Source organism: Pantoea eucalypti, assembly GCF_009646115.1.
GTDB classification, from domain to species: Bacteria; Pseudomonadota; Gammaproteobacteria; order Enterobacterales; family Enterobacteriaceae; genus Pantoea; species Pantoea eucalypti.
The window spans coordinates 181,920-195,414 of the sequence record NZ_CP045720.1; the positions used below are offsets into that span (position 1 = coordinate 181,920).

At 56.2% G+C, this 13,495-nt stretch carries 9 protein-coding genes; 5 read left to right on the forward strand and 4 right to left on the reverse strand.

The annotated features are described in order from the left end of the window. Positions 1-64: 64 nt before the first annotated feature. Positions 65-2,260, reverse strand: a complete 2,196-nt coding sequence (gene priA / locus EE896_RS00865; RefSeq protein WP_003851229.1) for a primosomal protein N' — start codon at positions 2,258-2,260, stop codon at positions 65-67. A gap of 225 nt (positions 2,261-2,485) precedes the next feature. Between priA and rpmE the strand changes: the two genes are divergently transcribed. Further along, positions 2,486-2,701 carry a 50S ribosomal protein L31 gene (gene rpmE, locus EE896_RS00870; protein ID WP_003851227.1) on the forward strand — a complete coding sequence of 72 codons (216 nt, stop codon included), beginning with the start codon at positions 2,486-2,488 and terminating at the stop codon, positions 2,699-2,701. Positions 2,702-2,781: 80 nt separating this feature from the next. On the opposite strand, the gene metJ is transcribed toward rpmE, so the two are convergent. Beyond that, entirely contained in the window at positions 2,782-3,099 is a 318-nt protein-coding gene (metJ, locus tag EE896_RS00875; protein WP_003851225.1) for a met regulon transcriptional regulator MetJ, read from the reverse strand. A 273-nt stretch (positions 3,100-3,372) separates the two neighbouring features. Here metJ and metB point away from each other — a divergent pair, with 273 nt between their 5' ends. The 3 genes from metB to metF all read left to right on the forward strand — a co-directional run bounded on the left by metB (position 3,373) and on the right by metF (position 8,070). Continuing rightward, positions 3,373-4,533, forward strand: a complete 1,161-nt coding sequence (gene metB, locus EE896_RS00880; protein ID WP_003851223.1) for a cystathionine gamma-synthase — start codon at positions 3,373-3,375, stop codon at positions 4,531-4,533. A 2-nt stretch (positions 4,534-4,535) separates the two neighbouring features. Beyond that, positions 4,536-6,971: a bifunctional aspartate kinase/homoserine dehydrogenase II gene (locus EE896_RS00885; RefSeq protein ID WP_003851221.1), complete on the forward strand. Its 2,436-nt coding sequence runs from the start codon at positions 4,536-4,538 to the stop codon at positions 6,969-6,971. A gap of 202 nt (positions 6,972-7,173) precedes the next feature. Then, complete coding sequence (gene metF / locus EE896_RS00890) at positions 7,174-8,070, forward strand: methylenetetrahydrofolate reductase (RefSeq protein ID WP_140916493.1); 897 nt, start codon at positions 7,174-7,176, stop codon at positions 8,068-8,070. Positions 8,071-8,164: 94 nt separating this feature from the next. Here metF and ppc read toward each other — a convergent pair whose 3' ends face one another. Both ppc and argE read right to left on the reverse strand, forming a co-directional pair. Beyond that, on the reverse strand, positions 8,165-10,816 hold the full coding sequence (ppc, locus tag EE896_RS00895) for a phosphoenolpyruvate carboxylase (RefSeq protein ID WP_008926935.1): 2,652 nt from the start codon (positions 10,814-10,816) through the stop codon (positions 8,165-8,167). Positions 10,817-11,169: 353 nt separating this feature from the next. Next, a complete protein-coding gene (argE, locus tag EE896_RS00900) occupies positions 11,170-12,318 on the reverse strand; it encodes an acetylornithine deacetylase (RefSeq protein ID WP_003851216.1) in 1,149 nt (382 codons plus the stop codon). Between the two features lie 167 nt (positions 12,319-12,485). Here argE and argC point away from each other — a divergent pair, with 167 nt between their 5' ends. After that, complete coding sequence (argC, locus tag EE896_RS00905; protein ID WP_008926933.1) at positions 12,486-13,490, forward strand: N-acetyl-gamma-glutamyl-phosphate reductase; 1,005 nt, start codon at positions 12,486-12,488, stop codon at positions 13,488-13,490. Positions 13,491-13,495: the final 5 nt, after the last annotated feature.

The window sequence follows — 13,495 nt, forward strand, 5'->3', positions numbered from 1 at the left end:
TAATTTGCATAAAAATTGTGACTTATGCGACATTTTTCGATCTGGCTCGCAGTGTCAGAAAAAATCAGCTCTCTGTCGGGTCAATATCCAGCGTCCATTTCACTTTGCGCGCGGCGGGTAGCGTGGAAACCAGCGGCAATGAACTGCTCAGCAGCTGTTGCAAACGCTGTCGGGAAGGATGCTGCAGCAGCAGTTGCCAGCGCCAGCGTCCGCTGCGTTTTGGCTGCAGAGCCGGCAATGGACCCATAAACCACATCGCCTTGTCATTGAGCGGGCTCGCCTCCAGCAAGTTACGGAGTTGTTGCAGAAATTCCGCCGCCTGCTGATTGTCCATATCTTCCGCGCGGAACAGCGCATGGCGGCTCCAGGGCGGCAGGTGAACTGCCTGTCGCTCCAGCAGCGCCTGCTGCGCAAATGCCGAATATCCCTGGTGCAGCAGTGTCTGAAGCAGAGGATGTTCCGGATGATGCGTCTGTAATAACACCTCGCCCTGCTTGCCAGCGCGGCCAGCACGACCGGCGACCTGAGTATAGAGCTGCGCAAAGCGTTCTGCCGCGCGAAAATCGGCTGAGAACAGTGCGCCATCAACATCCAGCAGCGACACCAGGGTGACATCCGGGAAATGATGCCCCTTGGCCAGCATCTGGGTGCCGACCAGAATGCGTGCGCCGCCACGATGAACGTCAGCCAGATGCTGCTCCAGCGCCCCTTTGCGGCTGGTGGTATCACGGTCAATTCGCGACACCGGCACGCCAGGGAAGAGTGTACCGAGCTGCTGCTCCAGCTGTTCGGTTCCGACACCTACCGGCAGCAGATGCGTTGAACCACACTGCGGGCATTGATTAGGCAGCGGACGCTGGCTGTCGCAATGGTGGCAGCGTAACTGGCGATGATGCTGGTGCAGCGTGTAATAGCGATCGCAGCGGGTACATTCGGCAATCCAGCCGCAGTCGTGACAGAGCAGGGCGGGCGAAAAGCCGCGGCGGTTAAGAAACAGCAGCACCTGATTATCGGCCTGCAGATGCTGGCGCATTTTACCAATCAGGCCCGGTGCCAGGCCGCCGATCAGCTGCACACCTTTTAAGTCGATAAGCTGTTGCAGCGCCGGTCTGGCATTGCCGGCGCGCTTTGTCAGGTCGAGCTGGCGATACTTGCCGCTGCGGACATTGTGCAGCGTCTCCAGAGCGGGGGTCGCCGATCCCATAACAATCGGGATATCCTCTTCATGCGCGCGGAAAACGGCTAGATCGCGCGCCTGATAACGCCAGCCTTCCTGCTGTTTATAAGAGCTGTCATGCTCTTCATCAATGATGATGACGCCAGGACGGGCCAGCGGCGTAAACAGCGCCGATCGCGTGCCAATCACAATCGCCGTTTCACCGCGCCGTGCACGTAACCACACCGCCAGCCGCTCACTGTCATTTAAGGCGGAGTGCAGCACATCGATGGGCGCATCGAAACGTTCGCGAAAGCGGGCGATAGTCTGCGGAGTTAAGCCAATCTCCGGCACCAGCACCAGCGCCTGTTTACCGCGAGCCAGCACATTTTCCAGCACGCTGAGGTAAACCTCGGTTTTGCCGGAACCGGTAATGCCCGCCAGCAGCCACGCAGCATAATGCTCATCATCTGCCCGAATCGCACCTACTGCCATCGCCTGATCCGTATTCAGTCGCAGACGCTCGCCTTTCACGGCATAGGTAGTACGCCAGTCGTGCATCTGCGGCTGATGCTCATGCAGTTCGCACAACCCTTTGGCCCGCAGAGCCTGCAGCGTGGCTTCCGTAAGATCATGTTCACTGACCTGATGACGATAGAGGGGTTGCTGACGCAGTGCTGCCAGTGCCTGCTGCTGTTTCGGGGCCCGCTTTAAACTTTCGGGTGCCGTTGCCCGGCCCTGCTCGGTGATTTCCCACCGCCATAAGGGATTATCCTGCGCCGCTTTGCCCTGGCGCAGCAGCACTGGAATGGCATGGCTCAGCACTTCTCCCTGCGGCGAATGATAGTAGCTGGCGGCCCAGTTAAGGATGCGCCACAGCGACGGCGGATAGAGTGACTCACTATCCAGCACCTCGATCACTTGCCTGAGTTGTGCTTCCGGCAGATCGCTGCTGTCACGAAAGGCGACCACAATCCCGATCATCCTGCGATTGCCAAAGGGCACACTTACGCGACCGCCGATGACCGGTTGCGCACCCTGTGGCGGCAGATAGTCAAACAGGCGGGGCAAGGGGACGGGCAGGGCGACCTGGACTACGGGCATAACTCTCTCTTTCCGGCATCATCATCGGGGAAGCTAGTGTACACGCTGACCCTGATGGCGGGTATCTCAGCAGATATTTGCAGCAATCGAAACTTACCTGTATAATATGCCGCCTTCGGTGAGAAATATCTGGCCGGAGTACACCCTATAATGTTCAACCGCGTGTGGTGCTGTGCAGGTCAAAGCCTGGCACGGAGAGCGACACGGCCTTCTATGAGGTTTCCCATGAAACAAGGTATTCACCCGAAATACGAAGCAGTTACTATCAAATGTACCTGCGGCAACGAGATCCACACCCGTTCAACACTGACTCACGAACTGAACCTGGACGTTTGTGGCAAATGCCACCCGTTCTATACCGGTAAGCAGCGTGAAGTGGCAACTGGTGGCCGTGTTGACCGCTTTAACAAGCGTTTCAGCGTGCCAGGCGCTAAAAAATAAGATTAAAAGGCACCTGAACCTGCGGGTTCGGCGGCAAGAAAAAACCCAGCTTCGGCTGGGTTTTTTTATGCGCTGACGAATCAATATTCCCAGGTGTCGGGATCGATGCCCATATCGCGCATGATCTTTTTCGCTTCTTCAGGAATTTCATCGCTGCGTTCTTTACGCAGGTCCACGTCGTCTGGCAACGGTTGCCCGGTAAAGGCATGCAAAAAGGCTTCGCAAAGCAGCTCACTGTTGGTGGCGTGACGCAGGTTGTTCACCTGACGACGGGTACGCTCATCCGTTAAAATCTTCAGCACGCTCAATGGGATAGATACTGTAATCTTCTTGACCTGCTCGCTCTTCTTACCGTGCTCAGCGTACGGGCTGATATATTCGCCGTTCCATTCAGCCATGGGTTACCTTAATTAATAAACGTTAAATGTGAGGAAATCAGCGAATTATGCCTGATTTTTTCCTGCCTGACCCCTGATATGGCGGGTTTTCTTCGCTCACTGCCTCTGCATCACAGAGGGGAACGCCAGGCGATGACGCATAATTTTAGCGGTTATTGCGTTTTTGCTCAATCTATACGCAAAGACATTTAGATGTCCAGATGTATTGACGTCTAATTAGAGGGTGATATCCTGTGGCCTACATTTTATTCACTCTTCAGGAACAATTCGCTCATGACGCGTAAACCGGCAACCATCGCAGTGCGCAGCGGTTTGAATGATGACGAGCAATATGGCTGCGTTGTCCCGCCAATCCACCTCTCTACGACCTACAACTTCCTGGATTTTAATGAGCCTCGTGCGCATGACTACTCCCGTCGTGGCAACCCCACGCGTGATGTCGTACAGCGTACCCTGGCCGAACTGGAGGGAGGAGCGGGCGCGGTTTTAACTAATACCGGGATGTCGGCGATTCACCTGGTGACGACGGTGTTCCTGAAGCCTGGCGATCTGCTGGTTGCGCCACACGACTGTTATGGCGGCAGCTATCGGCTGTTTGACAGCCTGAGCAAGCGCGGCGCGTATCGGGTTAAATTTGTCGATCAGGGCGACCCGGTGGCGCTGCAGGCGGCACTGGATGAAAACCCTAAACTGGTGCTGATTGAAAGCCCCAGCAATCCGCTGCTGCGCGTAGTGGATATCAGCGCGATTTGCGCCGCTGCCCGCGCAGCAGGTGCTATCAGCGTGGTGGACAACACCTTTATGAGTCCGGCGCTGCAGAACCCTCTGGCGTTGGGTGCCGATCTGGTGATCCATTCCTGTACCAAATACCTCAATGGCCACTCCGATGTGGTAGCGGGCGCAGTGATTGCCAAAGATCCGCAACTGGCAACCGACCTGGCCTGGTGGGCGAATAATATTGGTGTAACCGGCGCGGCATTTGACAGCTATCTGCTGCTGCGCGGAATTCGTACCCTGTCGCCACGCATTGCGGCCGCACAACGCAACGCACTCGCGATTGTTGAGTATCTGAAGCAGCAGAAGCGGGTGAAAAAGTTGTATCATCCTTCGCTGCCGGAAAACGCCGGACACGAACATGCCGTACGTCAGCAGCGCGGCTTTGGTGCCATGCTGAGTTTTGAAATCGACGGTGATGAGGCACTGCTGCGCCGCTTCCTGAAAGCGTTGCGGCTCTTTACGCTGGCGGAATCGCTGGGTGGCGTGGAAAGTCTGATCTCCCATACCGCCACCATGACGCACGCGGGTATGTCAGCAGAAGCACGCGCGGCAGCGGGCATTTCCGATACGCTGCTACGGGTTTCTGTTGGTATTGAAGATCACGAAGATTTAATTGCCGATCTGGATAATGCATTCCGGATCGCAGCCGAGGGTTAAGTATGACGATTTCAGCAGGCGCGGGAACGCCGACTATCAGGCAGTTGCATAAGTTTGGTGGCAGCAGTCTGGCCGATGCGCGTTGCTATCAGCGCGTTGCCAGCATTATGGCGGATTACAGCCAGCCGGGCGACCTGATGGTGGTCTCTGCGGCAGGTTCAACCACCAACCAGCTGATTAGCTGGCTGAAGCTGAGCCAGAGCGATCGCCTCTCTGCGCACCAGGTGCAACAGGCCTTGCGTCGCTACCAGAGCGAACTGATCGGTGCGCTGCTGCCTGCTGAGATCGCCGAACCTTTAATTACTGCGTTTATTCGCGATCTGGAAAAGCTGGCGGCCCTGCTGGATGCGCCGATTACCGATGCGGTCTATGCCGAAGTGGTCGGGCACGGTGAAGTCTGGTCAGCACGCCTGATGTCAGCGGTCCTGAGCCAGCGTGATCTGCAGGCCTGCTGGCTGGATGCGCGTGAGTTTTTGCGTGCTGAACGTGCCGCTCAGCCACAGGTGGATGAGGGTAAATCCTGGCCACTGCTGCAGACTTTGCTGGCGCAGCATCCCCATAAGCGCATCGTGGTCACCGGCTTTATCAGCCGTAACGATGCCGGTGAAACCGTCCTGCTTGGCCGTAACGGCTCCGACTATTCCGCTACGCAGATCGGTGCGCTGGCGGGTGTCGGACGTGTGACGATCTGGAGCGATGTGGCGGGCGTTTATAGCGCCGATCCCCGCAAAGTCTCTGATGCCTGTCTGCTGCCGCTGTTAAGGCTGGATGAGGCCAGTGAGCTGGCGCGTCTGGCGGCACCGGTGCTGCATACCCGTACGCTGCAGCCGGTTTCCGGCAGTGATATCGATTTGCAATTGCGCTGCAGTTATCAGCCGGAGCAGGGCTCAACCCGAATTGAACGCGTGCTGGCCTCCGGAACAGGCGCGCGCATTGTCACCAGCCATGACGATGTTTGCCTGATTGAGATTCAGCTGCCAGAGCAGCATGACTTTGCCATCCTTCACAAAGAGATCGACCTGTTGCTGAAGCGCGCGCAGCTGCGACCGCTGGCGTTTGGCGTTCATCCTGACCGTCAACTGCTGCAGCTCTGTTATACCTCCGAAGTGGTTAACAGTGCCTTTACGCTGCTACAGGATGCCGGTTTACCGGGCCATCTGCAGCTGCGCGATGGCCTTGCGCTGGTGGCGCTGGTTGGCGCAGGCGTTACCCGCAATCCGCTGCATACCCATCGCTTCTGGCAGCAGTTAAAAGATCAGCCGGTTGAGTTCATCTGGCAGTCAGAAGAGCACATCAGCGTGGTCGCGGTGCTGCGCGTCGGCCCGACGCAGCATCTGATTCAGGGACTCCATCAGTCGCTGTTCCGTGCAGAAAAGCGCATCGGCCTGATGCTGTTTGGCAAAGGGAATATCGGTTCACGCTGGCTGGAGCTGTTTGCCCGCGATCAGGAAACGCTGTCAGCGCGGACCGGCTTTGAATTTGTGCTGGCGGGTGTCGCGGATAGCCGTCGCAGTCTGCTGAGCTATGAAGGGCTGGATGCCAGTCGGGCACTCGCTTTCTTTGATGATGAAGCGGTGGAACGCGATGAAGAGTCGCTGTTCCTGTGGATGTGCGCGCATCCGTTTGATGACCTGGTAGTGCTGGATGTCACAGCCAGCACACCGCTGGCACAGCAGTATCTCGACTTTGCCAGCCACGGCTTTCACGTGATCAGCGCCAATAAGGTCGCGGGTGCGTCAGACAGTCAGACCTGGCGGCAGATTCGTGATGCCTTTACCAAAACCGGGCGTCACTGGCTCTATAACGCCACCGTAGGCGCAGGCCTGCCGATCAACTACACGGTACGCGACCTGCGCGACAGCGGCGATACCATCCTGGCAATCAGCGGGATCTTCTCCGGTACGTTGTCCTGGCTGTTCCTGCAGTTTGATGGCACGGTGCCGTTTACCGAGCTGGTGGATCAGGCCTGGCAGCAGGGCTTAACCGAGCCGGATCCGCGCGCCGATCTCTCGGGTCAGGATGTGATGCGTAAGCTGGTGATCCTGGCGCGTGAAGCAGGCTACAACATCGAGCCGGATCAGGTACGGGTGGAATCGCTGGTGCCAGACAACTGTCAGCAGGGCTCAGTAGACCACTTCTTTGAAAATGGTGAAGAGCTGAATGAGCAGATGCTGCAGCGTCTGGAAGCCGCGCAGGAGATGGACCTGGTGCTGCGTTACGTTGCCCGGTTTGATGCCAACGGTAAAGCACGTGTCGGGGTCGAAGCGGTGCGTCCGGAACATCCGCTGGCTTCGCTGCTGCCGTGCGACAACGTCTTTGCGATTGAAAGTCGCTGGTATCGCGACAATCCGCTGGTCATCCGCGGACCCGGTGCAGGCCGTGATGTTACCGCAGGTGCAATACAGTCAGATATTAATCGCCTCGCACAGTTGCTGTAATTTCTCTTTAACAGGCGCTTCGGCGCCTGTTTTCAATGCGTTATCTCTCCTCTGTTGAAACTTCTTCAAGTTGATTGAAAATTGATCACGGCTGTTGATCATTTTTAAGTTGACGGCATCCGCAGATTACGTCATTTTGAACATCTGGACGTCTAAACGTGTAGATGTTCGCAGGCCGATTGTTAATCGATGAGGGTGCAGGATGAGTTTCTTTCATGCCAATCAGCGCGAAGCGCTAAACCAGAGCCTGGCTGAGCTGAACGGGCAAATTAATGTTTCATTTGAGTTCTTCCCGCCGCGTACCAGCCAAATGGAAGAGACCCTCTGGAGCTCCATCGATCGTCTGAGCAGCCTGAAACCAAAATTCGTTTCCGTTACCTACGGCGCGAACTCAGGGGAACGCGACCGCACCCACAGCATTATCAAAGGCATTAAAGATAGAACCGGGCTGGAGGCTGCACCCCATCTGACCTGTGTTGATGCCACGCGGGATGAACTGCGCACCATTGCACAGGATTACTGGAACAATGGCATTCGCCATATTGTGGCGCTGCGCGGTGACCTGCCTCCCGGCAGCGGCAAGCCTGAGATGTACGGCAGCGATCTGGTGTCGCTGCTGAAAGAGGTCGGCGATTTTGATATTTCCGTCGCCGCCTATCCTGAAGTCCATCCCGAAGCGAAAAGCGCCCAGGCCGATCTGATTAACCTGAAGCGAAAAATTGATGCCGGCGCAAATCGCGCGATTACCCAGTTCTTCTTTGACGTTGAAAGCTATTTACGTTTTCGCGATCGCTGTGTTTCGACCGGCATTGATGTAGAAATTGTGCCGGGCATTCTGCCGGTCTCTAACTTTAAACAGCTCCAGCGCTTTGCCACGCTGACCAATGTGCGTGTGCCGGGCTGGATGAATGCGATGTTTGCCGGTCTGGATGATGATCCGGAAACGCGCAAAATGGTGGGCGCCAATATCGCGATGGACATGGTAAAAATCCTGTCACGCGAAGGGGTGAAAGATTTCCATTTTTACACGCTAAACCGTGCCGAAATGAGTTACGCCATCTGTCACACGTTAGGTGTGCGTCCTGCCGCTGCGGCTTAACCCTCTTGTTTCAGCCAATAAAAAAGTCGGGAACGTCCCGACTTTTTTGTTTTTCTGGCGGGTAGCGCTGACCGTTGTCAGCGCCCGGCCACGATTAACCGGTATTGCGCATACCTGCCGCCACACCTGCAATCGTCACCATCAGCGCCTGCTCTACGCGGGCATCCGGCTCCTCACCACGGGCTTCCTGCGCACGTGAACGATGTAGCAGTTCTGCCTGGAGTACGTTGAGCGGATCGGTATAGACGTTACGCAGCGCAATCGACTCGGCAATCCACGGCTGGTCAGCCATCAGGTGTGAGTCATTGGCGATGGTCAGTACCGCTTTGATATCCGCAGCAAGCTGTTCGCGCAGTTGTTTACCCAGCGGCCAGAGTGATTTATCGACCAGACGCTGATCGTAATATTCCGCCAGCCACAGGTCGGCTTTCGAGAAGACCATCTCCAGCATCCCCAGACGGGTGGAGAAGAATGGCCAGTCGCGGCACATCGCTTCCAGCTGATCCTGATGACCGGCTGCCATCGCCTGCTGCAATGCAGCACCGGCACCCAGCCAGGCAGGCAGCATCAGACGGTTCTGCGTCCAGGCGAAAATCCATGGAATCGCACGCAGCGACTCTACGCCACCGGTAGGACGGCGTTTGGCCGGACGTGATCCCAGCGGTAATTTACCCAGCTCCTGCTCCGGCGTCGCCGAACGGAAATAAGGGACGAAGTCAGCGTTTTCACGCACATAACCACGATACATCGCACAGGAGTCAGCTGAGAGCTGATCCATAATGTCGCGCCATTCGCGTTTTGGCTCTGGCGGTGGCATCAGGTTTGCTTCCAGAATTGCGCCGGTGTAGAGCGACAGGCTGGCGATGGTCACGGCCGGTAAGCCATATTTAAAGCGGATCATCTCACCCTGTTCAGTTACACGCAGACCGCCGCGCAGGCTGCCTGGCGGTTGTGACAGCAGTGCGGCATGGGCGGGCGCGCCGCCACGACCAATGCTGCCGCCGCGTCCGTGGAACAGCGTCAGTGAAATACCGGCTTTCTCGCAGGTTTTAATCAGGGCATCCTGTGCCTGATATTGCGCCCAGCTGGCGGCCATGACACCGGCATCTTTCGCCGAGTCAGAATAGCCAATCATCACCATCTGTTTGCCCTGAATAAAGCCGCGATACCAGTCGATGCTCAGCAGCTGGCTCATCACGTCGTTCGCGTTATTCAGATCATCAAGCGTTTCAAACAGCGGTGCAACCGGCATGGCATAACCGATGCCCGCTTCTTTCAGCAGCAGATGCACGGCCAGCACGTCGGAAGGGGTTTTCGCCATCGAAATAACATAGGCGGCGATAGAACCCTGCGGGGCTTCCGCCGCGACACGACACGTCTCCAGCACTTCACGCGTCTCATCGCTGGGTTCCCAGGTACGAGGCAGCAGCGGGCGCTTGGAATTCAGTTCACGGATCAGGAACGCCTGCTTGTCCGCTTCAGACCAGCTTTCATAATCGCCGAGGCCCAGATAACGGGTCACTTCGGCAATCGCCTCTGTGTGACGGGTGCTCTCCTGGCGCAGATCGATACGCACCAGCGGCACGCCGAAGCATTTCACGCGGCGCAGCGTATCAAGCAACTGACCGTTAGCGATAATGCCCATGCCGCACTGTTGCAGTGACTGATAGATGGCAAACAGCGGGTCCCACAGTTGATCGTTGGAGACCAGCAGATCGGCCGGACGCGGCAGGCGTTCGCCTTTCAGGCGGCGTTCCAGGAACGACTGGGTCGTCATCAGCTGACTGCGCAGACGTTTCAGGATCACACGGTAAGGTTCCAGCGCTTCCGGCTCGCCGCTGAGTTCGCGGATCTCTTCACTGCACTCGGACATCGACAGCTCGGAGATCAACACGCCGATATCGCGCAGGAACAGGTCAGTGGCTTTCCAGCGGCTCAGCTGCATCACATGGCGGGTAATCGACGCCGTGACGTTCGGGTTACCGTCGCGGTCGCCACCCATCCACGAGGTGAACTGAACCGGCACGAAATCGACCGGCAGCCTGATGCCAAACGCCTCTTCGACCTGCTCGTTCAGCTCACGCAGGAAAGCAGGAACGCCTTCCCACAGGCTGTTTTCTACGACGGCAAAGCCCCATTTGGCTTCGTCTACTGGGGTCGGACGATATTTACGGATCTCATCGGTGTGCCACGCCTGCGCCACCAGCTGGCGCAAACGGCGCATAATCTGGTTGCGTTCGTAGTCGGAGACATCGCTGTGATCAAGCTGCTTCAGGCAGCTGTTAACTTCAACCAGCTTGTGAATCAGTGTACGACGGGTGATTTCGGTCGGGTGCGCAGTCAGCACCAGCTCCAGAGACAGTGATTCAATGGCCGCAAGGATGTCGCTTTCGCTGATATCTTTCTGCTGTTTCAGGGTATCAAAGGTCTTTTTCAGCAGTTCAGGATGGTTCTCACCCTCACCACTTTGCGAGATGGTCTGATACTGTTCAGCCACGTTAGTGAGGTTCAGAAACTGGCTGAAAGCGCGTGCAACCGGCAGAAGCTCCTCGTTGGAGAGGTTCTGCAGCGTATTGAGCAGTTCTTTACGATGAGTGTCATTTCCTGCACGGGATGACTTGGAGAGCTTACGGATGGTTTCAACCTGGTCGAGGATGTTCTCTCCCAGTGCATCCTTAATCGTATCCCCGAGCAGTTTGCCGAGCATACTGACATTACTTCGCATTGCGGAATATTGTTCGTTCATTGGACCCTGACACCCTTATCGTCTTGAAAAACTCATACACCCGACCTTTCAGGCAGCAGAAAAATCAGCAACATTGTGTCCCCGATAATCTACAGGGAACCGGCTCCGTTGCCGCCTGTCCACATTCTGAAACGTTCTGGATAATCACCCGGTGGGCATAACATCGTCTTTTATCTAGCCACGTAATGCTGCGTTCGTCAAATGCGTTAAAGTGCACTGAAGATGTGGCTAACTAACGGAAATTCGTAGAATTTATAGAGAAAGAAGCGGGATAAGTTATTCTTATTGTTAAATCCCGCAGATTGCGGGGGCATTTTGCTGTTAATACAGTGAAATGCCCCATTTGCTGTGAATCAGTGACAAAAATGCTGCACAACCTGACTGATTAGCGCCCGTGTCGGCTTAATAAATGCCGTATCAATAAATTCGTCGGGCTGATGCGCCTGATTGATTGAGCCCGGGCCCAGGACCAGCGTTGGACAGAGTGTTTGAATAAACGGCGCCTCGGTACAGTAATTCACCACCTCGGTTGGCGTACCCAGTAATTTCTCAACCACACTCACCAGTTCATGATTTACCGGACACTCATAGCCCGGAATCGGCGGATGCAGTTCGGCCACGGTGACCCGGCCCGGCCAGCGTGCACTCACCGGTGCCAGCGCCTCGTTCAGCAACCCATCCAGATCGCTCAGCGACAGGCCCGGCAACGGACGAATATCCATATGCAGTTCACAGCAGGCGCAGATACGGTTCGCGGCGTCTCCGCCATGAATATGGCCGAAATTCATGGTCGGATAAGGGATAGCGAAGCCGTCATGGTGATAACGCTCCTGCAGCGTCGTGCGCAGTTGCATCAGATGAGTGATCGACTCATGCATCAGTTCAATGGCGTTGACACCGCGTGCCGGATCGCTGGAATGGCCCGATTTCCCCTCGATGCGAATCACATTCGACAGATGGCCTTTGTGCGCGCGCACCGGTTTAAGCGAAGTCGGTTCACCGATGATGGCACAGTCGGGACGCAGCTGCGTCGATTCAGAGAAATATTTGGCGCCAGCCATGGTGGTCTCTTCATCGGCCGTGGCAAGGATATAGAGCGGTTTGCTCAGCGTGCTGACATCCACATCGCGCAGCGTGTCGAGAATAAAGGCGAAGAAGCCTTTCATGTCTGCTGTGCCCAGGCCGTAGAGCTTGTTGTCATGCTCAGTCAGAGTAAAGGGATCGCGCGTCCAGCGGCCATCATCAAAGGGAACGGTATCCGTATGACCGGCTAACAGCAGGCCGCCCGCACCGGTGCCGGTTCGCGCCAGCATATTAAATTTATTGCGGGTGCCGGGCACCGGCTGCACTTCAACGCTGAAGCCAAGGTCGCGGAACCAGCCGGCCAGCAAATTGATTAAAGTTTCATTACTCTGATCCAGTGCGGCATCGGTTGCGCTGATCGACGGTGTGGCGATTAACTGGCGGTACAGTTCAATAAAAGGCGGTAATTTTGTCTTCACTGTTGGCGGTCCTTGGGTTAGGATGTATCCATATTCATGCAGTAATAGTGAATAAAAATACATTAACGTCCTCTGCAAGGGAACCATAAATCACTGCAGATGACAGGGTGGGTAACGGGGCAAGGCCGCGACCCGGAACGTGCGACTGTAAAAAGGGTTACAGCCTGATGTTGAATACGCTGATCGTTGGTGCCAGTGGTTATGCCGGTGTAGAGCTTGCCACCTTCCTGAATCGCCATCCACATATCAACATAACCGCTTTGGCGGTTTCTGCGCAAAGCCCTGATGCTGGCAAGCGCCTCTCTGACCTGCATCCACAGCTGAAAGGCGTAGTGGATTTGCCGCTACAGCCGCTAAGCAGCGCAGCTGAGTGGGCAGACAAAGTGGATGTGGTGTTCCTGGCGACGGCGCATGAAGTCAGCCACGATCTGGCGCCGGAATTCCTTAAGGCCGGTTGTGTCGTGTTCGACCTGTCAGGCGCGTTCCGCGTTAATGACGCTGATTTTTATACGCGTTTCTATGGCTTTACCCATCAGCATGGTGACTGGCTGGACAAAGCGGTGTACGGCCTGGCGGAATATCAGCATGAGAAAATTCAGCAGGCGCAGCTGGTAGCGGTACCGGGTTGCTACCCGACCGCTGCGCAACTGGCACTGAAACCCCTGGTGGATGCCGGACTGTTGAACGATGCGCAGTGGCCAGTCATTAACGCCACCAGCGGCGTAAGCGGTGCCGGACGTAAAGCCAATGTCGGCACCAGTTTCTGCGAAGTAAGCCTGCAGCCTTATGGCCTGTTTAACCATCGTCACCATCCGGAAATTGTTGCGCACCTCGGTACACCCGTGATCTTTACGCCGCATCTGGGCAGTTTCCCGCGCGGTATTCTGGCAACGATTACCTGCCGTCTGAAAGCGGGTGTCAGCCGCGAAGATATCGCCGCTGTTTTCCATCGCGCCTATGACAATAAGCCACTGGTGCGGCTCTATGATAAGGGCGTGCCGGCGCTGAAAGCCGTTGTGGGCCTGCCTTACTGTGATATCGGTTTTGAAGTACAGGGCGAACATCTGATTGTCGTCGCCGCCGAAGATAATCTGCTGAAAGGCGCGGCATCGCAGGCGGTACAGTGCCTGAACATCCGGTTCGGCTTCCCTGAAACGCAGTCACTGATTTAACGGAC

Excerpts from the sequence above, each read along its gene's own strand:
- priA (WP_003851229.1), bottom strand. The coding sequence starts at position 2,260 with ATGCCCGTAGTCCAGGTCGCCCTGCCCGTCCCCTTGCCCCGCCTGTTT.
- rpmE (WP_003851227.1), top strand. The coding sequence starts at position 2,486 with ATGAAACAAGGTATTCACCCGAAATACGAAGCAGTTACTATCAAATGT.
- metJ (WP_003851225.1), bottom strand. The coding sequence starts at position 3,099 with ATGGCTGAATGGAACGGCGAATATATCAGCCCGTACGCTGAGCACGGT.
- metB (WP_003851223.1), top strand. The coding sequence starts at position 3,373 with ATGACGCGTAAACCGGCAACCATCGCAGTGCGCAGCGGTTTGAATGAT.
- EE896_RS00885 (WP_003851221.1), top strand. The coding sequence starts at position 4,536 with ATGACGATTTCAGCAGGCGCGGGAACGCCGACTATCAGGCAGTTGCAT.
- metF (WP_140916493.1), top strand. The coding sequence starts at position 7,174 with ATGAGTTTCTTTCATGCCAATCAGCGCGAAGCGCTAAACCAGAGCCTG.
- ppc (WP_008926935.1), bottom strand. The coding sequence starts at position 10,816 with ATGAACGAACAATATTCCGCAATGCGAAGTAATGTCAGTATGCTCGGC.
- argC (WP_008926933.1), top strand. The coding sequence starts at position 12,486 with ATGTTGAATACGCTGATCGTTGGTGCCAGTGGTTATGCCGGTGTAGAG.